The 24,523-nt window shown below is 51.8% G+C and carries 33 protein-coding genes; 24 read left to right on the forward strand and 9 right to left on the reverse strand.

The annotated features are described in order from the left end of the window. Positions 1–142: 142 nt before the first annotated feature. Together MVG27_RS06260 and wecB are read left to right on the forward strand one after the other, a co-directional pair. Positions 143–1,414 (forward strand): UDP-N-acetyl-D-mannosamine dehydrogenase, encoded by a 1,272-nt coding sequence (locus tag MVG27_RS06260; RefSeq protein WP_297549723.1) that lies wholly within the window; start codon positions 143–145, stop codon positions 1,412–1,414. Next, positions 1,411–2,544, forward strand: a complete 1,134-nt coding sequence (gene wecB / locus MVG27_RS06265) for a UDP-N-acetylglucosamine 2-epimerase (non-hydrolyzing) (protein WP_297549664.1) — start codon at positions 1,411–1,413, stop codon at positions 2,542–2,544. Before MVG27_RS06260 ends, wecB begins: the two co-directional genes overlap by 4 nt. Here wecB and MVG27_RS06270 read toward each other — a convergent pair. From MVG27_RS06270 to MVG27_RS06280, 3 genes are read right to left on the reverse strand one after another with little or no spacing between them, the layout of a single operon-like run. After that, entirely contained in the window at positions 2,530–3,081 is a 552-nt protein-coding gene (locus MVG27_RS06270) for a hypothetical protein (RefSeq protein ID WP_297556363.1), read from the reverse strand. The two genes, wecB and MVG27_RS06270, sit on opposite strands and share 15 nt — an antisense overlap. Before the next feature lie 26 nt (positions 3,082–3,107). Next, entirely contained in the window at positions 3,108–3,770 is a 663-nt protein-coding gene (locus MVG27_RS06275) for a hypothetical protein (RefSeq protein WP_297550766.1), read from the reverse strand. A 40-nt stretch (positions 3,771–3,810) separates the two neighbouring features. Beyond that, entirely contained in the window at positions 3,811–5,070 is a 1,260-nt protein-coding gene (locus MVG27_RS06280) for a radical SAM protein (RefSeq protein WP_297550764.1), read from the reverse strand. 160 nt (positions 5,071–5,230) lie between these two features. On the opposite strand from MVG27_RS06280, the gene MVG27_RS06285 reads away from it, so the two are divergent. The 14 genes from MVG27_RS06285 (at position 5,231) to nuoI (ending at position 15,713) form a co-directional block, all read left to right on the forward strand. Continuing rightward, the gene (locus MVG27_RS06285) at positions 5,231–5,731 is read left to right on the forward strand and encodes a regulator (protein ID WP_297550762.1); all 501 of its coding nucleotides are present in this window, start codon (positions 5,231–5,233) and stop codon (positions 5,729–5,731) included. Positions 5,732–5,956: 225 nt separating this feature from the next. Beyond that, positions 5,957–6,490 carry a Na+/H+ antiporter subunit E gene (locus MVG27_RS06290; RefSeq protein WP_297550760.1) on the forward strand — a complete coding sequence of 178 codons (534 nt, stop codon included), beginning with the start codon at positions 5,957–5,959 and terminating at the stop codon, positions 6,488–6,490. Continuing rightward, positions 6,487–6,741, forward strand: a complete 255-nt coding sequence (locus MVG27_RS06295) for a monovalent cation/H+ antiporter complex subunit F (RefSeq protein WP_042689377.1) — start codon at positions 6,487–6,489, stop codon at positions 6,739–6,741. The genes MVG27_RS06290 and MVG27_RS06295 overlap by 4 nt, the downstream gene beginning before the upstream one ends. Next, on the forward strand, positions 6,738–7,136 hold the full coding sequence (mnhG, locus tag MVG27_RS06300) for a monovalent cation/H(+) antiporter subunit G (protein WP_297550758.1): 399 nt from the start codon (positions 6,738–6,740) through the stop codon (positions 7,134–7,136). Before MVG27_RS06295 ends, mnhG begins: the two co-directional genes overlap by 4 nt. Then, complete coding sequence (locus MVG27_RS06305) at positions 7,133–7,417, forward strand: DUF4040 domain-containing protein (RefSeq protein ID WP_297062108.1); 285 nt, start codon at positions 7,133–7,135, stop codon at positions 7,415–7,417. Before mnhG ends, MVG27_RS06305 begins: the two co-directional genes overlap by 4 nt. A gap of 2 nt (positions 7,418–7,419) precedes the next feature. Continuing rightward, positions 7,420–8,127 (forward strand): Na(+)/H(+) antiporter subunit B, encoded by a 708-nt coding sequence (locus tag MVG27_RS06310; RefSeq protein WP_297550783.1) that lies wholly within the window; start codon positions 7,420–7,422, stop codon positions 8,125–8,127. Next, entirely contained in the window at positions 8,124–8,480 is a 357-nt protein-coding gene (locus tag MVG27_RS06315; protein WP_297466608.1) for an NADH-quinone oxidoreductase subunit K, read from the forward strand. Before MVG27_RS06310 ends, MVG27_RS06315 begins: the two co-directional genes overlap by 4 nt. After that, entirely contained in the window at positions 8,477–9,964 is a 1,488-nt protein-coding gene (locus MVG27_RS06320; protein ID WP_297550756.1) for a proton-conducting transporter membrane subunit, read from the forward strand. The genes MVG27_RS06315 and MVG27_RS06320 overlap by 4 nt, the downstream gene beginning before the upstream one ends. Further along, entirely contained in the window at positions 9,961–11,817 is a 1,857-nt protein-coding gene (locus MVG27_RS06325) for a proton-conducting transporter membrane subunit (protein WP_297550754.1), read from the forward strand. The genes MVG27_RS06320 and MVG27_RS06325 overlap by 4 nt, the downstream gene beginning before the upstream one ends. After that, a complete protein-coding gene (locus tag MVG27_RS06330; protein ID WP_297550752.1) occupies positions 11,818–12,717 on the forward strand; it encodes a respiratory chain complex I subunit 1 family protein in 900 nt (299 codons plus the stop codon). It begins immediately after the preceding gene. Positions 12,718–12,720: 3 nt separating this feature from the next. Beyond that, positions 12,721–13,299 (forward strand): NADH-quinone oxidoreductase subunit B, encoded by a 579-nt coding sequence (locus tag MVG27_RS06335; RefSeq protein ID WP_297550751.1) that lies wholly within the window; start codon positions 12,721–12,723, stop codon positions 13,297–13,299. Then, on the forward strand, positions 13,290–13,850 hold the full coding sequence (locus MVG27_RS06340) for an NADH-quinone oxidoreductase subunit C (RefSeq protein WP_297550749.1): 561 nt from the start codon (positions 13,290–13,292) through the stop codon (positions 13,848–13,850). Before MVG27_RS06335 ends, MVG27_RS06340 begins: the two co-directional genes overlap by 10 nt. Positions 13,851–13,860: 10 nt before the next feature. After that, positions 13,861–15,045, forward strand: a complete 1,185-nt coding sequence (locus MVG27_RS06345; protein ID WP_297550780.1) for an NADH-quinone oxidoreductase subunit D — start codon at positions 13,861–13,863, stop codon at positions 15,043–15,045. 5 nt (positions 15,046–15,050) lie between these two features. Beyond that, positions 15,051–15,713, forward strand: a complete 663-nt coding sequence (gene nuoI / locus MVG27_RS06350; RefSeq protein WP_297550778.1) for an NADH-quinone oxidoreductase subunit NuoI — start codon at positions 15,051–15,053, stop codon at positions 15,711–15,713. Between the two features lie 8 nt (positions 15,714–15,721). Here the strand turns inward: nuoI and MVG27_RS06355 are convergent, their stop codons facing one another. Next, positions 15,722–17,059 carry a leucine/methionine racemase gene (locus MVG27_RS06355; RefSeq protein WP_297556365.1) on the reverse strand — a complete coding sequence of 446 codons (1,338 nt, stop codon included), beginning with the start codon at positions 17,057–17,059 and terminating at the stop codon, positions 15,722–15,724. A gap of 115 nt (positions 17,060–17,174) precedes the next feature. Here MVG27_RS06355 and MVG27_RS06360 point away from each other — a divergent pair, with 115 nt between their 5' ends. The 3 genes from MVG27_RS06360 (at position 17,175) to MVG27_RS06370 (ending at position 18,652) form a co-directional block, all read left to right on the forward strand. After that, positions 17,175–17,636: an Lrp/AsnC family transcriptional regulator gene (locus MVG27_RS06360; RefSeq protein ID WP_297550745.1), complete on the forward strand. Its 462-nt coding sequence runs from the start codon at positions 17,175–17,177 to the stop codon at positions 17,634–17,636. Then, the gene (locus MVG27_RS06365) at positions 17,620–18,231 is read left to right on the forward strand and encodes a hypothetical protein (RefSeq protein ID WP_297550743.1); all 612 of its coding nucleotides are present in this window, start codon (positions 17,620–17,622) and stop codon (positions 18,229–18,231) included. Before MVG27_RS06360 ends, MVG27_RS06365 begins: the two co-directional genes overlap by 17 nt. A gap of 67 nt (positions 18,232–18,298) precedes the next feature. Further along, positions 18,299–18,652 carry a thioredoxin family protein gene (locus MVG27_RS06370; protein ID WP_297550776.1) on the forward strand — a complete coding sequence of 118 codons (354 nt, stop codon included), beginning with the start codon at positions 18,299–18,301 and terminating at the stop codon, positions 18,650–18,652. On the opposite strand, the gene MVG27_RS06375 is transcribed toward MVG27_RS06370, so the two are convergent. Both MVG27_RS06375 and MVG27_RS06380 read right to left on the reverse strand, forming a co-directional pair. Next, a complete protein-coding gene (locus MVG27_RS06375) occupies positions 18,638–19,360 on the reverse strand; it encodes a cytochrome c biogenesis protein CcdA (protein ID WP_297550742.1) in 723 nt (240 codons plus the stop codon). The genes MVG27_RS06370 and MVG27_RS06375 overlap by 15 nt on opposite strands. A gap of 61 nt (positions 19,361–19,421) precedes the next feature. Next, positions 19,422–20,045: a glutaredoxin gene (locus MVG27_RS06380; RefSeq protein ID WP_297550740.1), complete on the reverse strand. Its 624-nt coding sequence runs from the start codon at positions 20,043–20,045 to the stop codon at positions 19,422–19,424. 106 nt (positions 20,046–20,151) lie between these two features. On the opposite strand from MVG27_RS06380, the gene MVG27_RS06385 reads away from it, so the two are divergent. Next, positions 20,152–20,607 carry a hypothetical protein gene (locus tag MVG27_RS06385; RefSeq protein ID WP_297470526.1) on the forward strand — a complete coding sequence of 152 codons (456 nt, stop codon included), beginning with the start codon at positions 20,152–20,154 and terminating at the stop codon, positions 20,605–20,607. 99 nt (positions 20,608–20,706) lie between these two features. Beyond that, positions 20,707–20,961 (forward strand): hypothetical protein, encoded by a 255-nt coding sequence (locus MVG27_RS06390; RefSeq protein ID WP_297470502.1) that lies wholly within the window; start codon positions 20,707–20,709, stop codon positions 20,959–20,961. Position 20,962: 1 nt separating this feature from the next. On the opposite strand, the gene MVG27_RS06395 is transcribed toward MVG27_RS06390, so the two are convergent. Beyond that, on the reverse strand, positions 20,963–21,511 hold the full coding sequence (locus tag MVG27_RS06395) for a YbhB/YbcL family Raf kinase inhibitor-like protein (protein WP_297550738.1): 549 nt from the start codon (positions 21,509–21,511) through the stop codon (positions 20,963–20,965). 74 nt (positions 21,512–21,585) lie between these two features. Here MVG27_RS06395 and MVG27_RS06400 point away from each other — a divergent pair, with 74 nt between their 5' ends. The 3 genes from MVG27_RS06400 to MVG27_RS06410 are packed head-to-tail and all read left to right on the forward strand — an operon-like array spanning position 21,586 to position 23,529. After that, the gene (locus MVG27_RS06400; RefSeq protein WP_297550736.1) at positions 21,586–22,047 is read left to right on the forward strand and encodes a DUF2284 domain-containing protein; all 462 of its coding nucleotides are present in this window, start codon (positions 21,586–21,588) and stop codon (positions 22,045–22,047) included. Between the two features lie 5 nt (positions 22,048–22,052). Then, complete coding sequence (locus tag MVG27_RS06405; RefSeq protein ID WP_297556382.1) at positions 22,053–22,541, forward strand: hypothetical protein; 489 nt, start codon at positions 22,053–22,055, stop codon at positions 22,539–22,541. Next, positions 22,528–23,529: a PIN domain-containing protein gene (locus MVG27_RS06410; RefSeq protein ID WP_297550772.1), complete on the forward strand. Its 1,002-nt coding sequence runs from the start codon at positions 22,528–22,530 to the stop codon at positions 23,527–23,529. The genes MVG27_RS06405 and MVG27_RS06410 overlap by 14 nt, the downstream gene beginning before the upstream one ends. Here MVG27_RS06410 and MVG27_RS06415 read toward each other — a convergent pair. Next, positions 23,526–23,819, reverse strand: coding sequence for a hypothetical protein (locus MVG27_RS06415; protein WP_297550734.1), 294 nt, complete (start codon positions 23,817–23,819; stop codon positions 23,526–23,528). The genes MVG27_RS06410 and MVG27_RS06415 overlap by 4 nt on opposite strands. Then, positions 23,816–24,505: a hypothetical protein gene (locus MVG27_RS06420; RefSeq protein ID WP_297550732.1), complete on the reverse strand. Its 690-nt coding sequence runs from the start codon at positions 24,503–24,505 to the stop codon at positions 23,816–23,818. The genes MVG27_RS06415 and MVG27_RS06420 overlap by 4 nt, the downstream gene beginning before the upstream one ends. Positions 24,506–24,523 lie beyond the last annotated feature (18 nt).

Here is a 24,523-nt window from a genome sequence, read left to right on the forward strand (position 1 = left end):
CATCACAGAAAGATGGAATGAACAGAGATGTTCCTCATGAGGAAAGAGGCAAAACCCGAGTAAGAACCGTTCCAATGCTTTCAAAATCGTTACCTCAAAAAGGCTTTTATCTGGGGTTTTCCAACGGGCCTCGGTGAGTGGAATGAATGAAATGCAGGAGATAGCGGTCATAGGTCTTGGCTACATAGGCCTCCCCACGGCCATAATGTTCGCGAATTCCGGATTCAGGGTTACCGGTTATGAAATCAGGGAAGAAGTTGTCAGGAAGATAAACTCCGGAAAAGCCCACATCGTCGAGCCTGAAATAAACGAACTGCTCCAGAAGGCAATAGAGAGTGGTAACCTCAGGGCGACCTCAAATCCGGACGAGATACGGGGGAAGGACGCCTACATAATCTGCGTTCAAACGCCCCTCAAAGAAGACAAAACCCCGGATTTGAGCTACCTTGAGAGCGCCGTCAGGACGGTAGCTAAAGCCATGAAAAAGGGCTCCCTCGTGGTGATAGAGAGCACGGTTCCACCACTGACAACGGTAAAGATGGCCCGTCTGATTGAGGAGATTACGGGCTTTAAAGCGGGCGAGGACTTCTACATGGTCCACGCACCGGAAAGGGTAATGCCCGGGAGGATTTTCAAGGAGCTGGTTTACAACTCAAGGATTTTCGGCGGAATAACGCCGGAGAGCTCGGAGATTGCTGAAGAACTCTACAGGGCTTTTGTCAGGGGCCAGACCTTCAAAACGAGCTCCACCGTCAGCGAGGTCGTTAAGCTGATGGAGAACACCTTTAGGGATGTTAACATAGCCCTGGCCAACGAGTTCGCCTTTTTAGCTCACCAGTACGGGATAAACGTCTTCGAGGCAATAGAGCTCGCCAACACCCACCCGAGGGTCAGAATCCACGTTCCGAGTATAGGTGTTGGGGGCCACTGCCTGCCCAAAGACCCCTATCTTCTCCTCTGGCCGGCCAAGGAGGACTTCGGGCTCATAAAGCTCGCGAGGGAGATAAACGACTCGATGCCCCTCTTCACGAAGGATTTACTCTTCTCAGCTTTAAAGGAACTCAATGTTCCACCGGAAGAGGCGGTTATTGCAGTTCTGGGTCTAGCCTACAAGGGCGACAGCGACGACACTAGAAATTCCCCTGCCCTGGCCTTTATAGATGCCATAAAGGACGACGTGAAGGCCGTTAAGACTTACGACCCGTTCGTTGGGGGAACCGCTGAAAGCGTCGAGAGAGCAGTTGAAAACGCGGACGCGGTTGTTATAGCCACCGACCACACGGCCTTTAAGTCCCTCGACTGGGAAAGCCTTGGGAAACTCATGAGGACGAGAATCCTCATAGACGGCAGGCATGTTGTTAAAGAACCGCCGAGGGGATTCCTCTTCAAGGGCATAGGGAGGGGCGAGTTTTGAAGCCGGCCTTCGTCTTCGGGACGAGACCTGAAATAATAAAGCTCTCCCCCGTGATAAGGGCATTTATTGAGGCAGGCATTAAACCCCTCCTAATTCATACGGGCCAGCACTACGACTACGAGATGAGCAGGGTCTTTCTTGAGGAGCTTGAACTGCCGGAGATAGACTACCACCTTGAGGTCGGCTCCGGAACCCAGGCGGAGCAGACGGGGAAGGCCATGATAGAAATCGAGAGGGTATTAATGAAGGAGAAGCCTGACGTAACGCTCGTTCAAGGCGATACGAACACCGTTTTGGCGGGGGCTCTTGCGAGCGTCAAGCTCAAAATCCCTGTGGCCCACGTTGAAGCTGGACTGAGGAGCTTTGACAGGACGATGCCGGAGGAGATAAACAGAATCTTAGCCGACCACGCCAGTGAAGTCCTTTTCCCTCCGACAGAGGAAGCGAGGAGAAACCTCGAACGGGAGGGAATAACTGAGAACGTTTACGTAGTTGGCAACACGGTTGTTGATGCGGTTTTACAGAACGCCGAGGTGGCGGAGAAGAAAAGCGACGTTCTGGAGAGGTTTGACCTCAAGCCAGGGGAATATCTCCTTATAACCGTTCACAGGGCCGAGAACACGGACAGCAGGGACAACCTTGAAAAGCTGGTTGAAATCCTCGAAAGCCTCCCGATGAGGGCGATATACCCGATGCACCCGCGCACGAGGAACCGGCTTAAGGGGTTCGGCCTGCTGAAGAGAGTCGAAAACATAGAGAACCTGACAATCACAAAGCCCCTCGGCTACCTTGACTTCCTCAGGCTAGAGAAAAACGCCTTCGCGATTATGACGGACTCGGGCGGAATACAGGAGGAGGCGATAATCCTCAACGTGCCCTGCCTGACGCTCCGCTACAACACTGAGAGGCCGGAGACGGTTAAAGCCGGCGGAAACGTCCTGGTCGGCCTTGAGAAGGAGAGGGCAATGAATTATCTGAGACGGCTGATGGAAGAGGGGGAGTTCTACGAGAGAATGGCCAAAGCTAAAAATCCCTTCGGCGATGGAAAAGCTGGGAAAAGAATAGTGGAAATCCTGCTGGAGCTTTATAAGGCAGGAAAACTAAAGGTGAGGAGCTCAAGGTTCATCTGAGGTCCTTAGGAGTTCACCTGTTTTTTCCGCCACTATCTTCGCCAGCTCCCGGTACGGGTCAAACTTTGAGCGGTAGCCGGCCCTCATCGTGATCGTTAGATTGGCAATTGCCACGGGTTTAGCCTCAACACTTCCTGAGGAGTAGATGTACTGCAAAACCACTTCCCTAACGTTGACATTCTTGTAGTACTCGATGGTAACGTTGGCTTCATACGTAACCGAGAGAAAGCCTGAGAGCTCTGCCCAGATCGGCACTTTTATCAGAAGAAGGTTTCCAGTTTCATTGGGTGCATTGTAATAGTCGATGAAAACCGGTCTCAGTTTCAGCGAGCCAAGGGACTCATTTATATAAGCTGGAAGGTATAAATATGTGTTGCCACCGCCCTCTAAGAAAACGTACACCGTGCCGTTTCTGGGTCCCTCATAGGTTGATGTCACTTCATGATACCATTGGTATGAGACATTATACGAAACCAGACGGTAAACTACCAGCGCCGTGAGAATCAGAAGGATAAACGCGAAGGTTCTTGCCCTCATGGTTTCACCTCAAAATAAGGGAAAAATTAAGAGCTCTTGAGGAACTGGTCGAGCTGTGATGCTATCTCGTTAGCAATCATCTCGTAGGGATTTCCACTCTTCAATTTTCCGACCTTTGCTTTTAGATTCCACCAGTAGGCTACGCCAACGGTCTGGTTTGAAACGTGTTCCCTCTTTAGCCGTCTAACGCTCGAAGAGCTCAGTTCAAGAGCAAGCTTTTTGATGGTTTTCTCAGTTTCTTTGGAAACGTTTCTGCTGAGCATGAGCTCGGCGAAGGTCCTAGCGTCGCCGGGGTAGGAGTAGTAGAGAACCCCCGAGACTCCGCACTCAGTGCTGAGGAGCCCCTCACTCCGGAAGTCCATTGGGAGGTAAACGATCACGATCCTTCCCTTAAGGTCGTAGTCGGTTATCGGCTTGTTGACGTAGACTAACCTTAGGCCGTGGGAACGGGTCACGTTTTCAAGGGCGCTTTTAATGGCCTCCTTAAGTCTGACGTTTGGGACTATGATCGATACGTAAACGGTTTGAGGGTCCTCCGGGGCACTTCTCCAGCCTGGACCATTTGGAGTAGAGGAGTATTGGTATTCCCCCCAGAGATCTGAGAAAACACCGGATTCGCTGGCCAATGCCACCGCAACGAGCGAAAAAACTATCACGACCAAGAGGCCGAGGAAGGATAAGCGCCCCATGTTTTCACCCGATGGAGTTTGGAAGAGCACCTTAAAAGGATTAAATCTCCGTCCCGATGTAAATCCCGTGCCTTGTCCTGACGATTCTCACCCTAATCCTGTCTCCTACTTCGGCCCTCGTCCCGACGACTTCGATGAGCCTGTTCCTCGCTTTGGCCAGCATTTCGCCCTCTATCCTGCCCGGCAGAACGACTTCAGCCTTGACAACTTCCCCGGGTCTAAATGCCAGGGGGATAAAATCGCGTCTCTCCATGCCGAAGTGGCTCGGCTTTAGGACCAGCGGTTTCATTCCCGTCCTCTCCTCCAGATTCCTTAGCCAGGCGTAGAACTCCTTGAAGGGCTTTACCTTGGCTATCGTCGGGTTCCTTCCGAACTTGTAGGGTATGTAGTTCTGGAAGCCGAGTGCCGGCCAGCGCTTTCCGGCTCCAATCTTCCGGGCGAACTCTATGAAGGCCTCAGCTTCATCGTCGTTGATTCCGAAGATTATAACTGGGGCTATTAGAACGTCTATTCCAGCGTTCACTAAGGCTTCGGCCATATCAAGGACGTGCTCAAGGTCGTAGCTCTTCATCCCCATGAGCATCTTGGCCTTGTCGGGATCTAGGGAGTGAATTGAGAGGTTCACCCTGTCGAGTCCCGCCTCGGCAAGCTCCTCAACGAGCTTATCTGTTAAGAGCGTCCCGTTGCTCTGCATCGATATTACAGAAACGTTTGGATGCTCTCGCAACGCCTGAACCAGCTCAACCCTGAAGGGATAAATCAATGGTTCCCCTTGGCCGTCGAGGTGGGCTTCCAAACCCTTTCCCTTTATCCTCGCAACGTCGTCGAACCAGTTCATAAGGTAGTCAACGTCAACTACATAGTCAAGCTTTCTCGTCCTTGAATAGGGTCCCTCATCAACGGAACAGAAGATACAGCTCAAATTACACCCGCTTACTCCCCGGATTTGAATCAGGTTTGTTCCCCTGTCTATAAGTCCGAAGGCATTGTAGCCGAGAAGCGGGACGTCGAGTCCCTCGTGGATGTAGAGGACTTTCCTCTTTGTGTAGCGATTCCGCAAAAGCGCGCCGAGGTTGTTCTGGATGTAGAGCGCAATGAATCCCTCAACCTTTTCGTAGTCCGTGTCGATTACCAGCGCGCCGTCCTTGGCCGAGATCTCAGGGGAAACCCTGTACTTCTTCCTTATAACCCGCTCAAGCTCTCTCTTGGGGAAGTCTGCATAAAGAGTTTCACGCCAGATTAACCTAACCGTGTCTCCAAGGTCTTCGAACGTAACGTGGGGGAGGCGGAGCTCTATCATGGTCGTGTGTCGTCACGTTTTGGTTTAAAAAGCCGGCGGTGGATAAAACATCCGCCCGGAAAAATTTTTAAATTCCCCCGGTGAAGGCATGCGGGCATGGAAACATTTTAATATTATTGGATTAAAAAGTCTATTGGTGAACTTAACTGGGTGATAGTCCATGTGGGGAAAGATTGAACACTATTTTGATGAGTATCCTGTCAGGAAACAGATTGCCAAAACCCTCCTGAAGTATGGCCTGAAAGTCTCAGATGACATGAAGATTAAAGCAGGGGACATAGAGGTTCCCTACACGAAGATAGCCAAGGCCCTCGACGTTGACAGGCGCGTTGTAAAGGAGACAGTTGCCATGATACTCAAAATTCAAGAGTTAAAGGATATCTACACTAATCTCGAACCGACTGTCCATATGAAGTACGTTGGAAGACACGTTGGCTATGGTGTCATCGAAATTGAGCCCGAACCGAGGGCCATAGGGATTCTCGCCAAGATTGCCCAGAAGATAGCGGAGCGCGACATCAACATCGTTCAGGTCGTTGCTGAGGATCCCGAGCTCTATCCAGAGGCAACGCTGACGATAATAACGGAAAAGCCCATACCCGGCGACCTTATCAACGAGCTCTCGAAGCTCGAAGGTGTCAAAAGGATATCAATCTATTGACCGAAATTTTTTTGAACATCATTTTCTCTTTTCCCAAAAGATTTTGTTACCTCTTCTCGAAGAACGAACGCCCATGAACGCTTTTCTGAACTATGGGACAAGTTAGAGACGTCCATTTTAACCAAAAGTTCTAAACCTTTCTTCTTCTCAGGTAAGGTTTATAAGTTATGGTTAGTAACTCCCCAGTAGTCACTCCCAATGAGTGTCATTGCTGGAGGGTTGAATATGGAGGAAGCAAGTCGCGCCAGCAAGTTCGCGTACACTTTTATCGTGCTCTTTATTCTGTGGCTGGTTGTTACTTCCAGCCTAGACAGCCAGGAGATAATAACTGGGGCAATTATAGCGCTGATAGTATCTGCACTAACGTACGACGTTTTCACAAAGGCAGGGCTAGCAAACCTGCACCCGAAGAAAGTCGCCTACGCAATAGCCTACATACCCTACTTCCTGTGGGCAATGATAATGGCAAACCTCGACGTTGCATACAGAGTTCTCCACCCCTCGAGGCCAATAAGACCCGGAATCGTCAAGTGCAGGACAATCCTTGACAGCGACACTGGAAAGCTTTCACTGGCGAATTCGATAACGCTCACCCCCGGAACGATAACCCTTGATGTTGACGGAAAAGACTACTTCATCCACTGGATATGGGTGTCCGATGAAGTTCTCAAGGCTAAAGACGATTCTGAGCACGTTGAAAGGGCCTCCGAGGCCATAACAAGACCGTTTGAAAAATTCCTGAAGGTGATATTCGGATGATAGGGATTAACATTTATCTCGCTCTGATTGCTATAGCAACGCTCCTCAGCACCTACAGGGTCTTCAGGGGGCCAACAACAGTTGACAGGCTGGTTGCTGTTGACATCATGACGACGATAACTACCGGGCTAATGGTTCTCTTTGCACTCTACTACGGCAGAATGATTTACATCAGCGTCGCTTTGGTTTACGCGCTCCTAGCTTTCGGTGGAGTCATAGCTTTTGCCCGCTACTTGGAGGGAGGCCTATGAGCGTTCTAGCTATTATCGGCGAAATCCTCGTTCTCATAGGAACGTTCTTCTACTTCCTGTCGGCCCTCGGCCTAATCAGGATGCCCGACGTTTACAACAGGATGCAGACCTCGACGAAGAGCGCTACTCTTGGAAGCCTGGGTGTCATAGTAGGAACAGGAATCTGGGCCGTTGGCAAGGGCTACTCCCCGGCATGGATAGTCCAGACGATAGCGGTTGCTGGGTTCCTCCTCCTCACTAATCCAATAAGTGCCCATGCCCTTATAAGGGCCGCCTACAAGCGCGGAATTCCACTGTGGCACGGTAGCGTCGTTGACAAGTACGCCGAGCACCTCGCGAGCAAGGCCCAGGCCGAAAATAGCGAAGGTGAAGCCCCTGAGGAGGTGAGTGAATGAACTGCATAACCTGTATTGACTACATCATAGTCGCTGTCATGATAGTCTCGGCCATACTGGCGGTTGAATGGAGGGACTTACTTGCTGCGGCAGTTGGAATGGCAGCTGTGAGTTTGTTCGCCTCGATACTGTTCCTAATCCTGCAGGCGCCGGACGTTGCTATGACCGAAGCGGCTATAGGTGCCGCGCTGAGCGGTGCGATATTCATCTTCGCCATTAAGAGGACCAAGCGCTTTGAGACCGAAGAGGAAGAGAGGCCCGGGTGGTGGGTAAGATGGTGAGCATTCTGAAGCGCGGTCTCGCGATAATTACCATTCTAATCATAGGCTACTGGCTTGCCCAAGCTCTGGCCGGGATTCCCTTTGGCCAAGATAAGATGCTTGTCGGTCAGTACTACCTCGACCACGTTAAACAGCAGACGGGTGCAATAAACGCCGTAACAGCCGTTGTTGTCAACTACCGTGGTTTCGATACGCTCGGTGAGGTTACGGTTCTCTTCATAGCATCAACCGGCGTCGGAGCACTTCTGTGGGAGAGAAAGAAGAGGAGAACTGCCAAAACCGAGGGTTCAATCGTGCTCACAACAGGAACGAGACTCCTTGTCCCCTTCGTGATACTATTTGGAGCGTACATCTTCATCCACGGACACCTGACCCCGGGTGGAGGTTTCCCGGGAGGAGCAACGATAGCGACCGCCTTCCTGTTGCTCTACATGGCATTCACAATGTACGAAATCCCGCACAAGGCCTTCGAGAAGACCGAGGGGCTTGTTGGAATGGGCTACGTCATCGTCGGTCTCATAGGCCTTGCAATAGGGGGTTACTTCCTCTTTGACTGGATATGGCAAACTTGGGGCTGGGGACACGAGAACATCGGCAGGCTATTCAGCGGTGGTTTCATACCAATAATCTACATCATCATAGGCCTCAAGGTCGGCACCGAGCTCAGCGGAATCATTGACAACATGCTCAAGGAGGGGGTGAGCGAATGAACCTTCCTCACATAAGCGTCTTCTACTTCGGGGCCATTTCCCTTGTCCTCATAGGCCTCTACGCGATACTGGTCAAGAAGAATATCCTCAAGATGCTCATTGGTCTGAGCATAATGGAAACCGGTGTAAACCTGCTCCTCGTCAGTATAGGTTACATCTACGGAAGGAGTGCTCCAATTTTAAGCGAGGGAATAGGCCCAAACCAGGCAGTTGACCCGATTCCGCAGGCCCTTGTCCTGACTGCAATAGTCATAGGCGTTGCCACAACTGCCATGGCTCTTAGTGCCGTTATTGTCCTCTACAGGCATTACGGAACCCTCAACATTGAGGAGATAAGGAGGTTGAGAGGATGAACGGGCAGTACGCTTCACTCCTCATAGCGTTACCCCTCCTTGGTGCATTCTTCGTCCCCCTCATCAAGGGACTCGGGAAGAAGGCCATAAAGACCTACGTGCTCATAATCACCGCCATCCAGACGGGAATAGCGGCGTGGGTCTTCCAGCAGGTCTACTCCACCGGAAAGCCTATTATAGTAATGGCAGGTGGCTGGAAGCCGCCCGTTGGAATAAACCTTTACATCGGCTACTTCGCGGCACTCTTCATACTCATAGTTGCCATAGCGAGCTTCCTCATGGCGGTATTCAACTTCAAGGCTGTGGACGTTGAGCCGATTGACAAATACGCCATGCTGTTCCTGCTCCTCATGCTTGGAGCTACGGGCATGATAGCCACAGGTGATATCTTCAACCTCTTCGTCTTCATGGAGATAACTGCGATAACCGCCTACGCCCTGACGGCCTACAACAAGACCGGTGAAGCCGCCGAGGCATCCCTCAAGTACATGATTCTCGGTGGCATAGGGTCAAGCTTCTTCCTAATCGGCGTTGCCCTGATTTACGGTGCCACGGGAACTCTCAACATGGCCCAGATTGCCCAGCTTGCAGGCAACATAAACCCGACAGTTGCACAGGTCGGATTGGCCCTCATAGTGTTCGGTCTTGCCGTTGAGGCCGAGCTCTTCCCGCTCAACGCCTGGGCGCCAGATGCCTATCAGGCCGCGCCACACCCGATAACGGCAATGTTTTCCGCCTTCGTCGTCAAGGCCGGCCTCTACGCTCTGGCGAGGGTTCTCTACCTTCTCAGCGCCGTTGGAACCTGGCACAACGTCCTGAAGCTCCTCGTGGTCATGGCCACCCTGACGGTGGTCGTTGCCGAGTTTTCCGCTTTAAGGCAGAGGAACGTCAAGAGGATGATAGCCTACTCGTCAATAAGCCAGGTTGGACTCATAGCCCTTGCCTTCGCCCTCGGAACCCAGGCTGGAGTTGACGCCGGAGTCTTCCAGATGATAAACCACGCAGTAATCAAGCTCCTCCTGTTCCTCGGCGTCGGCTACGTCGCCCTACAGCTCGGAGGGGCAGAGATTGAGAACTTCAGGGGTCTTGGCAGGAAAATGCCCTTTACAGCCCTTGGAATAACAGTCGGCTCTATGGCGGCCGTGGGAATACCGCTGTTCAACATATTCTGGAGCAAGCTCAGGATAATCCTGGCAACAATTGAGGCCGGTTATACTTGGGCCGCTTTCCTCGTCTTGGGTGCCAGCGTCGTTGAGGCCGTCTATTACTTCAGGCTAATCCATGCCATCTGGTTCGAGGGTAGCGGTGAGAGGATTTCGGAGAGCGTTCCCATCGTTGCCATAGTCGTTGCCCTGGTGATACTCGTGATTGCAATAGGAGTCTATCCGAACTACTTCTGGAGCGTTTCCCAGAAGGCCGGAAGTGACATATTCAACGTGGCCAACTACATCAAGAACGTTCCCTTGATGGGGGTGGGAGCATGAATGACACCCTGATAATTATGGGAATGCTTTTTGCTCCCCTCATTGCCGGATTCCTTGCATGGGCCTTTGATTTCAAGGTAATAAGGGAGCTAATAGGTATCGTTGGATCAATATTGCCCTTAGGGATTTTGGCTTGGTATTACCCAACCGTAATTGCCCCTACCTTTAAGGGGATAACGGCTTCAATAAACGCGGGCGGGTTTAACCTTATCTTCCAGCTCAGCAGATTAAGCTGGTACTTTGCCGTTATTGCTTCCCTCGTTGGAGTTGCGATGGCCTTTGGAATGGCCAGCACTTCCAAGAACGCCTACGAGTGGCTCTTCGCCCTAATGAGCTATACAGGTGTCCTCGGCGTATTCCTCAGCGGTGATTTCGTGAGCTTCTTCCTGTTCTGGGAGCTCATGACATTCGCAAGCTTCATGATGGTCCTCAAGAGAAACAAACACGAGTCCCTGAAGTATTTCGTGCTCAGCGTTATAGGTGCCTACGCGATGCTTATAGCGATAGGAATAATCTACGCCAAAACAGGGGCCTTAGATTTTGCAACAGTCAGCAATGCTCTTTCAATGGACGCCATGCTAGGAGGTATAAGCAAAGGCTTAACGGCATTGATATTCCTGCTCTTCCTTACAGCATTCGGTGTTAAGGCTGGAGCCGTTCCCCTTCACGTCTGGGCACCAGGAGCTTACAGCGAGGTTGACCAGAGCTATACGGCCTTCTTCAGTGGTGCCCTCAGCAAGGCCGGAGCCTATGGATTCCTGCTCCTCTACATCCTCATGGGGTACAAGCTATACACTGCCCTCGGTATCTGGCACAATCACATGGTGTTTGCTTACATAATGGCATGGATTGGGGCGATAACCGTCGTCGTTGCCGGGTTCCTCGCGGTCCTTCAGGAGGACATAAGGAAGCTCTTCGCTTACTCCTCTGTCAGTCAGGTTGGTTACATCCTCCTTGGTTTCGGAATAGGTTCAACTTTAGGTTTCGCCGGAGCACTCTTCCACGTGCTGAGCCACGCAATCTTCAAGGGTCTCTTCTGGTTGGTAATCGCGGCCCTGATACTTAGAACCGGCAAGACGCGCTTTGAAGACTTCGGTGGTCTAGCGGAAAAGATGCCGATAACCTTTGCAATGTCCCTTATAGCCGTCCTCAGCCTAACAGGAATTCCCCCAATGGCGGGATTCGCCAGCAAGTGGCTCCTCTACGAAGCGGCAATACAGGCCCACATGCCACTCATCGCTGGAGCAATATTCCTTGGCAGTGGACTGGCCTTTGCCTACGTAGTCAGATTCCTCTACGCTGTCTGGTTCGGCCAGAGGCCAAGTGACCTTGAGAACGTTAAGGAGGCACCACTCCCGCTCATTATTGGAATGGCAATACTCGCTATTCCAAACCTCGTCTTCGGTATTGCTCCGGGACTTGTGACCAAGTACCTCAATAGAATTCTCGGGAACTCTGTTGGAGGTGACTACTTCAAGCTAATAACCCCAACGGGAACATACAACGCGCTCCTCGTCACCGTAGTCCTTATCCTAGGCCTCGCCATAGCCGGACTTATTTTCCTCTATGGGGCTAAAGTAAGAAAGGTTCCCGTTACTGACACCTACCAGTCGGGTAACCCTGTTACAGAGGACTACAACCTCAGCATAAGGAGGAACTTCTACAGACCCCTAGCGGAAGCCCTCGACTTCTGGCTCAAGTACAGCTGGGACAGGTTCTACGAGAGACTCGGGGGAATAGCAGAGGACTTCGCAGACTGGCTCAGGGAGGGCTTCTACAACGGAAACGTCCAGAGTTATGCTTGGTATCTGGCCATTATACTCCTGATACTGGCACTATGGGGGGTGTTGTGAATGTTTGACTGGAAGCTTGCCCTCGAGACGATAGGCATGATAATCTACGCAACCTTCATGGGTTTCATCTTCATGGGTATTGAGAGAAAGGCCATGGCGAGAATCCAGAGGCGCGTTGGGCCTCCCATCTATCAGCCCCTGATTGATACCCTGAAGCTCCTCGGCAAAAAGGAGAGCATAAGCCACGGCTTCATCTACGACTTTGGTCCAGTGTTCGCGCTCGGAGCGAGCATAGCTGCGTTGTTATTTATCCCCATAGCCAACTTCCAGCTCTTCAGCAGTAACGCCGATTTAATCGTCGTTGCTTATCTCCTTGAGGTTCCGATGCTCGGAATAATGCTGGGTGCCATGAGCTCTGGGAACCCGTATTCTGCGGTTGGTGTCCAGCGTGGACTCTTGACAATGGTTGCCATGCAGTTGCCCTACGGTTTAGCACTGATAGCTCTAATTCAATATTGGGGAACTTTCAAGCTCAGCAACATCGTTGCCCTCCAGCAGATACACGGGTGGAGCATAACGGTTCCTGCCCTGTTCCTAGCCTTTATAGTCTTTGACATAGTCTTCCAGGCGATGCTTGGCCTTGAGCCCTTCGACATAATAACTGCCCCTGCAGAAATCTCAATGGGTCCAATGGTTGAGTATGGTGGTAAGCACGCTGCCTTGCTCTTCACCCAGCACGCGGTTCAGCTCTTCGCCGAGACGGCTTTCTTCGCAGTGCTCTTCCTCGGCGGGGCCAGCAACCTCCTAGAGTTGCTCATCAAGCAGATAGCAGTGCTCTTCATAGCTATATTCGTTGCCAGCATCTACCCGCGCTTTACAATAGACCAAGCCGCTAAGTTCTTCTGGAAGTGGCCAACCATACTTGGGATAATAGCCGTTATCCTCACGATGGGGTGGTGAAAGATGGGTGAGGACTTCATAAGCTACGAGCTCAAAGAATTCAAGCTCTTCGAGCCTTTATTTAGGTGGGCGAGGAAAAAGAGCCTTTGGATTGTTGCGTTCTGTACCGGTTGTGGTGGTATAGAAATGCCTCCCCTGATGACTGCAAGATACGACCTTGAACGCTTCGGCATGATGCCAAACCCCGCTCCAAGAATGGCGGACCTATTTCTGATAACGGGTTACGTTACGCCGAAGACCCTCAAGAGAATCATCATAACCTACGAGATGATGCCGGACCCCAAGTACATACTCGCCCACGGCTCCTGCCCAATTAACGGCGGTGTCTACTGGGATTCATACAACGTCGTCAAGCAACTCGACAAGTACATCCCGATTGACGTTGCAATAGCGGGCTGTATGCCAAGGCCAGAGGCAGTTATGGACGGCATTAGAGAAATAATGCGCAAAATAGAAACCGGAGAAGCCGATGGGTGGAAAAGATACAGAGAAAACTACGAATACTACAAGAAAAACCAGGACGAGCTCTTTGGCGAAGGCTGGCGTGAGAAAGAAGGCAAGAGGTGGTTGGCATGGCTGTGAACGAGAACGTTGGGAATGTGGAGGAAAAGCAGACCCTCCCCGACACAAAGGAGGGAAGGCTCGTAAAGCTCATCCTCGAAAAGGCCCCCTACGCCGAGGGGAACGTAAGAAGGGAGAGGCGCGTTGAGTTCCAAGTTCCAATAGAGAAAGTACATGAATTCCTTGAACTTGCAAGTGAAACCTTTGAGATGCTTATCCAAATCAGTGTTGTAGACTGGATTAAGGAAGGGGAGTTTGAACTTGTCTACCAGCTCTGGAGCGTTAGCGAGAGCGTGCATGCCTCCGTCAGGACGAGGGTTCCGAGGGAAAATGCAAAGCTCCCGACCGTGATGGACATTTGGCCGGTCGCTGAAACCTACGAAAGGGAGGCACATGAGTTCTTCGGAATAATCTTCGAGGGCAACCCGAGGCTCGGGCCCTTCATCCTTGAGCCAAGGGAGTACGAGAAGCACCCCTTCAGAAAGGACTTCAACACGCTGAGCTATGTCAAGGCCCTCTATGGAGAGGATTTTGACAGATACGATGAGAGCAAGACAAATTATGTAATCTGAGGTGATGCTCATGTCTAATTTGGAAGTTCCGAAGGAGCTTAGGGAGGAGGCAAAGGCCCACGACATGTACCTTCACCCGATAGCCAAGGACACCTACGAGCTGTTCTTCGGTCCACAGCACATGGCAACCGAGAACTTCAGCATAATCCTCAAGATGGACGGCAACAGGGTTGAGAAAGCCATAGTCAATCCCGGATTTCTCCACAGAGGATTCGAAAAGCTTGCCGAGAACAGGCCTTGGTTCACCAACATAGCACTTCTACTTCGTATCTGTGTGCCTGAGAGTGACGTTCCCGAGAACATATACTCAATGGCAGTTGACGAGATAATCGGCTGGGAGGTCCCAGATAGAGCAATATGGATCAGGAACGTTGTGCTTGAGATGGCAAGGGTTTCGGCATGGATGTTCTGGATAATGGGTTTTGGAAACGAGATAGGTCTCTACACAGCGGGTCAGTGGGCAGCAGCTTACCGTGAGAGGTTCATGCGCCTCTTTGAAGAACTCACCGGTGGAAGGGTTTACCACATCTATACTGTTCCCGGTGGGGTTAGAAGGGACATACCGGGCGACCGCTGGCTTAGACAGCTCCGCGATACCGTGGAGTACATCAAGTCCAAGCTCAAGGACTTCGACGAGATACTCTTCGACAACTACATAACCTTCGAGAGGACTGAAGGTGTTGGTGTGATGGACAAGAAGTTTGCCCTCAAGCACGCCGTTACCGGGCCTAACCTTAGAGCCGTCGGCGTTCCCTACGACGTCAGGAAGGACGACCCATACTACCTCTACGACCAGCTCGACTTTGAGGTTCCCGTCCTGAAGGAAGGAGACAGCCTTGCGCGCGTTCTGGTAAGGAGGTACGAGCTGGAGCAGGACCTCTACATACTGGAGCAACTCCTCGACATGGGGCCTCCCAGCGGGCCCTACATGGTTCAGGATCCCAAACTCAAGAACCTGCCGAGGTTCAAGGTTCCGGCTGGAGACGCTTACGCCCACGTCGAGTCAACGAAGGGCGACTTTGGTGCCTACGTCGTCAGCGACGGAAGCCACAAACCCTACCGCGTCCATATACGCGGACCGAGCCAGAGCCACGGTGTGACAGTGCTTGAAGAGCTCCTTAAAGGTGCCCGCCTTGCCGATGTGCCCGTCATATTGAAGACCCTTGACAACTGTCCGCCCGACATAGACAGGTGATGAATATGGCAAGAGTTGTTGGCGAGGAGAAGGTCAAGCTCAAGAAATCATTCGTCAAGCCCTGGATGGGCATCAAGTACCTGTTCAAGAAGCCGGTAACGATAAAAATACCCTTTGAAAAGATAGAGCCCGCTCCGAAGTACAGGGGCTTCCACACCCTTGACTGGAAGAAGTGCGTCGGCTGTAACTTCTGCGGACAGATATGCCCGGCTAGAGCGATAGAGATGACGTGGCTCGAAGTGGACGGCAAGATGGAGAAGAGGCCTCACCCGAAGGTGGACTATGGAAGGTGCACCTTCTGCCAGTTCTGTGTGGACGTCTGCCCGACGGGAGCCCTCGGCTTCAGCGAGGCCTACATTCTAACCACAGACGGAACGGAAGATGCCCTCGAGCTCTTCAACTGGGTGCCCATTCACCCCGACAAGGTCAAAGAGCTCAACGAGCGCTTTGGTGACTACCGCTTCCCCGTGGTTAAGATAGAGAGGAAAGCCGATGGAACATATGTCTACCACCTCCGCGACGGTTCGAAGATAGAGTTCAAGATACTCGGTTACGGCATAAGGCCACCGAAGAAGCCGACGCCCGCAAAACCGGCAACAAAAACCACAACGACAAAAGGCACCGCTGGGAAGAATGAGAAGTCCTCAGGAAAGGACTCCAAGGAGTGAGTTTTCTTTCACCACCCCTGCACCTTTTTTATAACGTCTTCCGGGACATCTCCATTTTCAACGTCCTCTATCGCCTCCTCAAGCCTGTCAAGGCCTTCCTCGAGGAGCTCCTCCTCTATTGTAAGGGGTGGTTGAACCCTCAGGACGTTGCCCTGGAGGAATGCCACTATAAGGCCCAGCTCATAGGCCCTCCAGACGACCTTCTTGGCCTCGTCGGAGGCCCTCTCCTTCGTTTCCCTGTCCTTCACGAGCTCAACGCCGAGCATGAGGCCGAGGCCGCGGACGTCGCCTATGAGCTCGTGCCTTTTCTTCATTCTCTCGAGCCTGTTCTTGGCTTTCTTTCCAAGCCTCTCTGCCCTAGCCAGAAGGTTCCGCTCCTCGATTTCCTCGATAACGGCCAAAGCCGCGGCGCTCGCCACGGGATTTCCGCTCAGGGTGAATGCATGACCGAGCGGTGGAAGGGAGTCCATTATCTCAGCCCTTCCTATTACAGCGCTTATTGGAAGGCCTCCGCCGAGTGGCTTCGCGAGGGTTATTATGTCCGGCTTCACCCCAAAGTGCTCGATGGCGAACCACCTGCCAGTCCTCCCGAGCCCGCTCTGAACCTCATCAACGCCAAGGAGGATTCCATGCTCGTCGAGGAGCCGTTTCAGTTTTTTGAAGTAACCCTCTGGTGGAACCACCATTCCTGCATCGCCCTGTATCGGCTCCGCCAGGAGGAGCGCGACGCCATCGGCGTGAACCTCTCCCTCGAACTTCTCCTTCAGGTATTCCAGGCATTCCATACGACACTTTCCGGGTTCTTTTCCAAAGGGACAGCGGTAGCAGTTGGGGTAGGGAATGAAGTGAACGTCGCTGAGCTGACCGACCTTGGAGCGGACCTCGAAGTCGAGACTGGTGACGCTCATCGCTCCATAGGTAGAACCGTAGTAGCTCCGCAGGTAGCCGATTACAGACCTCCTGCCTGTGTAGGCCCTCGCGAACTTTATTGCCCCGTCGTTGGCATCGCTCCCGCTCAGGCCGAAGGCCACCTTCGGACCCTCTACCGGGGCTATTTCAGCGAGCTTCTTCGCTAGCAGGTAGGGCTCGACCGGGAAGCCGTAGATGAAGGTGAAGTGGAGCAACCTGTCCGCCGTCCTCTTAACGGCCTCGACCACTCGGGAGTTATTGTGGCCGACGTTCTGAACGGCAGCGTCGCTCAGGAAATCTATGTACTCCCTTCCATCAACGTCCCATACCAGGGCGTTCCTGGCTTTGTAGGGAACAATGGGAGCGTAGGTAACGTGGGAGGCGCGCGATATGTATCTGGAGTAGCCATCTATGACCTCCTCCTTCCTGGGTAGCATGGAACCACCGTATCCTTTTTGTTTTTGAAATTAATAGCAATTTCGGTCAATTTTTGCGGATTTTCTAGAAAAGTTTAAAAGTATGGTGCTAAAAAATTAAAATTGGTGGTTTAAAATGGCTGAGGTAGAAAAGCTGGACGAGCTGGACAGGGCGATACTCCACATACTCCAGGAGGATGGACGAGCCAGCTACTCCGAGATAGCGAGAAGGTTAAAGGTGCCAGAGTCAACGGTCAGGCTAAGGGTGAAGAAGCTCGTTGAGAGGGGCATAATAAGAAAGTTCGTCGCACTCATAAACCCCTTCAAAGCCGGCTACTCCGTTGTGGCGTTCATAGCGGTTGACGTTGAGCCGAGCAAGATAAAGGAGGCCGTTGAGAAGCTGAAGGAGTTGCCAGAGGTTGACGTCCTCGGAATAGCCACGGGGGCGCACGACATACTCATGCAGGTAACGGTAAAGGACCTGCAGGAGCTTGAGAACTTCCTCGTTGAGAAGCTTGGAAGGATAGAGGGAATAAAGAGCACGGAGACATCAATCATGACAAGTGTTAAGAAGTGGGGCTATGCAAGAGTGTTTTGATTTAGATGGAGGGATAGGCATGAGAAACAAGCTGGCCGTTGTCATTGTGATGTTCCTTCTGCTGGCCCCTCTGGTTCTCGCCGATGAGTACGAGAACGAAGAGAACGAATACGAAGCCGGTTATACTGCGTTTGCAGTCGCGGGAGTTGGTCTCATAGGTTTGGGAGTCGTCTACTATGCCCTGACCAAGAGAAAGCTCATCATACGCCACAGAAAGGGCGAAAAGTGGGGCTTTGAAATCCAGCCCGAGCATCCGTACATAACATTCATAGGACCAATATCGCCGATGACGGTTCATCATGCCCTGACGATAACAGGAACACTGCTCGTTTTCGTCCACTTTCTCTCGTGCGGGAACTACTCCGGACTCGGAGGAATGGCTGGACTGGGGATGGGGATAACCCTGGTCATAATCAACGCCCTAGGATTTATCGGGAGGGCAATAAACAGGAAAATACTCGCACTCGCGAAGGAGGGCAAACGTGACAGTGCCAGAAGGTACATAAGGATGTATCAGACATGGAAAAAGGTTCACATAGCCTTTGCCGTTCTCTTTGCAGTACTGCTGGCGATTCATTTGAACGCCGTTGATTGAGAATTTTCACATCTTTTCTGCCGTTAGCGTTTTTAACTTTCCAAAACTTTCCTCTTTCGGTGATAGCATAGACGAGCTGGAGATAATAAGGCGAAGGAAAATGCTCGAACTCATGAAGCGAGCTGGCATGATTGAAGTAAAGCCGAAGCGAAAAGTGATTATAGAAGTAATAACAGCACCGGAATGTCCCTACTGCCCGATAGCTGTTCAGATGGCGAGAGAACTTGAGAAAAAGTATGAAGGTGTTGTGGCGAGGGAACTGAGCGTTGCCACTCCTGAAGGCCAAAGGAAAGCCATGGAACACAACATCCTCGGAACGCCGACGATACTCATAGACAACAAAGTTGAATTTATCGGAGTCCCAAATTTCGCGGAATTCGAGAGGAGAGTTAGAAAAAGGCTGAGTCTAGCCACCCAATAAGACCCATACCCCAATCGCAACGAGCAGGAGTCCCGCAATGACGGAAAGCTCAGCGCTGTGCCTGACCATCGCCTGAGAAAAGCGTTTGCTCTCACTAACGCTACCCAGGGCGAGGAGTATCACAACGAGGGGCAGGACGAATATCAGGTTGTAGAGCGCCAACAGGAAGAATGCAAGTGCCCTGCTTCCGTGGGCTATTATGGTGGCGTAAACCAGGTAGCTCCCAGCGGAGCACGGTAGGAGGGTTGTCGATACGATTACTCCCAGCAGAAAAGAGCCGATAAACGTCGCATCGGCGCTGAAGATTTTCCTCCTTATTTTGGCCTTGTCACCAATCCTCGAACGCTCAAGGATTCCCGTTACCATCGTGTATATTCCAAAGCCTATGGCAAAAACTCCCGCGAGCCAGAGCGGGATGTACTGGCCGAGGTAAAGAAGACCGACTCCGAGGAGAAAATACGAGATGTAAACGGCCAGTATGAAGGCTGACCCTATTACGTAGAGCCTCCTCCGTGATACCTCCCTTACAGATATTGCTATGAGAAGCATCGTGTAAATCACGAAGGTGCAGGGATTGATTGAGTCACTCATGGCCAGTGCGTAGAACTTTGGAATGAAACCCGGGATGCCGAGGAGGTACAGGGCTAAGGCACTGATTCCAAAGGATGAGGCTAGAATAATTGTTAAGGCCTTAATTTCGCCTTTCATGGAGGCCGATACTCAGAAGGGCTTTTCACAGTTTCCAGAACAAAAGGTTGAAAACAAAAGGTCATCCAGTTGAGTTGCCAGTTGAATTAGCCGTCGAGTTCCCCTTCAGCTCGTTGAGTATCTCCTGAACGTTGACGGGCTCGTGTCTGACGAATATCGTGTAGAGCGCTTTTATGACAAGCCTTGCCTTGGGGTCCTTGTAGGAGAGCAGGTACGTCTTTCCCGTGAAGAGTAGCACACCGTCGTTCTTGATTGCCGTAGCGAGGATTTCCGGCGTTGCGGTAACGTTGAACTCGCCCTCAATGACCGCGTAGAGTGTTCCGTTGTAGGTTATCGCTATGGCCGGAACACCCGTTATGCCCGTCAGCTGGGCGAGCTGATTGAAAAGGTTCATGTTGGTTTGGTTGTCCACGAGCTCGTAGTAGGTCAGGGCCTTCTCGCCGTATTCCTGGGGAATCCACTCGTGCATATGCCTGCAGTGGGGACAGGTTTTAAGCCCGTACATGTAGAAGTGAATTTCGTTCAGGTAAATCCTCGTGCCATTAACGTCAACGTAGGCCTGCTTTTGGGGTTCCTTGGGGGCTGTTGAGGTCGGAGACGTGGTGGAGTTGCTGGAGCTCCCTATACAGCCGGCCGAGAATCCAACGAGGACAAGCAGTAGAAGAACCATCCCTGCCTTTTTCATCCAATCACCGTCTCCCCATAGTATGGATGTGGTTATAAACATTGAGACCCGGAAAATCCAACGGAACCCTTAAATCATGCCGGTTCCTAATGGTATGGGGGTATTCATGCAGGCATGGTATCGCTCCCGGGCCCTTTACGATGCCGTCATGAAGCTTGTTAAGGCAGGAAGATTTGAGGAAGCACTAAAACTCGCCTCCGGAATACCGGACGGAAACGTCCGCTCCAAGGCCATGACCGGGATAGTCGTTGAGATGGCCCGTTCGGGGGCTGACTACAGGGAAGCTCTTGAGCGCGCAATTGAGACGGCCCTTGAGACAAAGAGTTCGATTAAAAACCTCATGGGACTCGCCTTTGAGTTCATGGAGCTCGGAAAGTTCGAGGACGCCCTGTATATAGCGGAGCACATCACAGACCTCCCAAACCGCTCAAAGGTTCAGGCGGAGGTCGCTCTGAGGCTTGCGAGGAGAGGGGAACTTGAGAGGGCCATGAAGCTCATAGAGGATATCCTCGATGAGGACGTCAAGACGTGGGCAACATCAATGCTCGCCAGCGAGCTTTAGCTTGCAGGAGTTAAAACGGAAATTTTAAAGGGAGTATTTTAACAGAAACCCCGCCACAATCCTTTTTTAGAAGAGCCCGTTTTTATCCCGGGTGAGACCATGAACGGCGGAGAGGTAATAGGACTGCTCGGAATGTTGCTCCTCGTAAGTGCCTGGGTTCCCCAGACCTTGGAAACGATAAAAACAAGAAAATGCCCCCTGAACATGCAGTTCATAATAATCTACGTGACGGCATCAACGCTCCTGACGATATACTCCTACATAATCGGGGACTGGATATTCTTCGCCCTGAACTTCCTCGCGGCGCTCCAGAGTGCCATAAACCTCGTGATAAAACTGACGGAAAAAAAGTAGGTCATTTCCGCTCGTAGAGACCAACGAGCTCTCCCCACTGGATTACGTGCCCTTCCATTGCCTTTTCAAGTTCTTTTCTCGTTGCCCCCGGCGGGAGGTTCAGGGTGGTATCGAGGGCGTAAACTTTGAAGTGGTAGTGGTGGGGTTTTCCCCTCGGGGGACACGGACCGCCGTAGCCTATCTTCCCGAAGTCGTTCCTTCCCTGAACCATGGGAATCGGCTTCTCCACCCTTCCAACCTTTGGAACCGCCTCGGGAATCTCACCAACGGGAGGTATGTTCCATGCTATCCAGTGGGTGAACGTTCCAGCGGGAGCATCGGGGTCGTCAACTATAATGACGAGGCTTTTTGCCCTTTCACTTATGTTGCCTATGAAAATCGGCGGATTTATGTCCTCCCCGTCGCAGGTGAACTTGGCCGGGATGTAGCTCCCGTTATGGAAGACGGAACCCACCTCAAGGGTCTTCGGGGCGCTCATTTTCTCACCCCCACCTATACACCCGGCCCCGATTAGGAGTAGCGCTATTACCAGCGGAACCATCGACCTCATGTTCAGGACTACGCCATTTCCCTGTAAAAGGGTTTTGCCAAAGGTTAAAATACTCCAAAAACGTTCAACGAACTATGAAGGTGCTCTGGGAGAAGGAAGTGCCGGCGGAGAAAATAGTGGTCTCACCCCGACCGGTGTGGAAGTGCCGGGCGTGTCCCATGTACGGCAAGAGGCCAAGCTGTCCTCCGCACGCTCCGGACTGGAGGGAAGCAAAGGACTGGGTCGGCCACTACAGGAGGGCCCTTTTGGTAAAGTTCCAAGTGGACATGGCACGCTTTGAGGAGGAAAAGAGAAAGGCCCTCCTTTATCTGCTCAAACGCGAGGAGGAACTCTTCAAGGAGGGAAAGCTCTACGTGATGGCACTCTTTCCCGGGAGTTGTAACCTCTGCGACGACTGTCCCTTCGAGAAAGGGAAGGCCTGCAGAATGCCAACCAAGGTCCGCCCGAGTGTTGATGCCATCGGGATAGAGATAAGCTCGCTCGTTCAAATCAACTTCTCGGAGAGTGTCCTCTACGGGATAATCATGGTGGAGTGATTGATATGGCGATAGCCTACGTCACACTGCTCGGTCGTTCGCCCTGGGCCGTGGTAAACACCTATTACAAAATCCTGCGTGAGGGGAAAGGGAGGAAGGAAATCAAAAGAATCTACATCTTCACGGAGCGGAGGTACAAAAACTTTCTTCCCAAGGTCGTTAGAGCCCTCAGGGAGATATCGGAGGCATATCACATAAACCCCGTCATCGAAACCGTCGTTATCAGGGACTATGGCTTTTTTGAGGCGGATAAAAAGTTTAAGGAGCTGTTTTCAAAGCTTAAAGGCGAGGGGTTCAGGATAGGCCTCGACATAACCTCGGGCAGGAAAGCACTGGTTGCAGCTGCCATAGTCCAAATCAAGGACTTCCCGGTGGAGTTCATAGTCTACATGGGGCTCCTCGACATGGACTTCCCTGACAGGCCCTACATGATGATTCCAACGCACATGCAACCGATAAAGAACTTCCTCGGTGATGGGAATGAAACCCGCTGAGGTCATCACGAAGCCCGAACTTCAGGTTCTCCTAAACGTCTTGGCTGAAAAGGGAGAGCTCCTCGTGAGCTATCCCCTCTACGGTATTCCACTCCTCAAAGCCCGGCCGAGCGAGAATGGCTACACCGTTGAGGTTATCGCAGATAGGAAGACCTTCAACTCCCGCGTTCCGCCGAGGCTATCCTCCGAGCTTCCGACGTGGAGCGACTTTTACGAGTGCTTCATCTCATCGGGAATACTAAAGTACGACAACGTTGGTGAGTTCCTCCAGAACCTTGAGCTTTATCAACGGCTTAAGAAGGGCGTTGTCTTTGCACCTGACACAAACCTCTTCTACCACCGCTTTATCTCCTCCTTCAAACCTCTCGACGGCTACCAAATTGTCGTTGCGGAGGCCGTTAAGAAGGAAATTGAGGACGCGATGAACTACAAGTACAGGCACAGGCAACTGGAAGAAATCGCGAGGGAGGTCCTTAACGCCCACCTCCTGAAGGAGTTCAGCAACAGACGGACAAAGAGGAGCAGGAAAGCGGCCTATATAGCGCTCAAAGAGTTTGAGAGGCTCAAGCCGAGGATAATAATAGCCGAGAGCGTTAGCGAGGTCGCTCACAACAACGACGAAATTATCGTGAAGTCGCTCAAAAGGTACGACAACATGACCCCGACTCTGCTCGTCTTCCTGACGGCAGACATAGCGATAACAGACGTTGCCGAAATGGAGGGCCTTGAGTATTTCCTCTTCAAGTATCCCCGGGAAGAACTGGGACGGCACGAGGTTTCCGCATACCAACTCAGAACATTGCTCTTCAACCTTTCAGCCGTTTTTGGGGTCGTTGAGCTCAACGGGATTCTGATTTTCGGCGAGTTCGGTGGCAAGGCAAACCTCGACGAGCTGAAGGTAGTCTTCGAGGGAGAAAACGGAATCTACCACGAGTTCTTCTTCCATCTCAAGCTGAGCAGGAAGCTGATGGAAATAATGAAGGGTTAGCGCCCTTTGGCCTTCATCAGGACCGCAAAGAACTCGAAGGCGAACATAAAAGCCGTGAAAACCTCCGCAAACAGGGTTATATACCCGCCTAAAGGTAGGAGAACCAGGGCCATTGAAACGCCGAAGGCCACAAGTTCTTCGCCTTCCCTCGATTCGCCTCCGTAGCGATACTCGAGCAAAAACGTAAGCCAGTTGAGGAGGACAAAGAAGGCAAGAACCGGTCGGAACATCCAGAACAGGTAAGCCAGGGAATAAACCAGAAAGGGAACCGCTATGTAAAGCCTTCTCATCGTCCCACCTCCATGCCACCGGAGGAAATCTCCGTGTCGTTGTGGAAAACTGCGAAGATGTAGCTTCCGGGTTTGGAAACGAGAACAACAAACCGAAGTCCGTTGATGGTTAAAATCGTCGAGCCGTTGAGGTTGTCGAGCTCCGATTCCATGAGGTTCCCCGTTCCCTTAATAACGTTCCCGGAGCTGACCTTTAGGTATGAGGTAGTGGTAACATTGCCGAACTCAACAAAAACCGGAATCGTCCATGCATAGGGGACAAAGGTCGTCCCATTGATGGGATGGGCGTTTATCGTTACTTCGAAGTCCTTCGGGATGAAGGGCGGGACTAGCTTTAGAACGTAAACGGTAATACTTGAGTTGGACTCGTTCCCGATTATTCTGGCCTCAAAGGAGTAAAGGGTTGCGTTCATTTCTTCAAGAAACTTCTCGACATCCCCAAAGATTTCCGCAGGAGCGGTTAGATTGCCCGAGAACGTGCCGTTTATCGGTGAGGTTACTATTGAAACGCGAATTGAAGCGTGGACGGAAGATGTTTCCCTTTTCGTTTGCTCGAAATGGGAAGAAGTTCCTGTGGAGCTGTTCGACACCGGGGAGGAGCTCGGCGTTTGAGCGCTTGAAGACAGGCACCCGGCACTAGAAGTCAGTAGGAGAATTACGAGGAACACAATGCAGGCCTTACGCATACTCCCACCGAAAGTGTT

Source organism: Thermococcus sp., from assembly GCF_027011145.1.
Classification (GTDB): Archaea; Methanobacteriota_B; Thermococci; order Thermococcales; family Thermococcaceae; genus Thermococcus.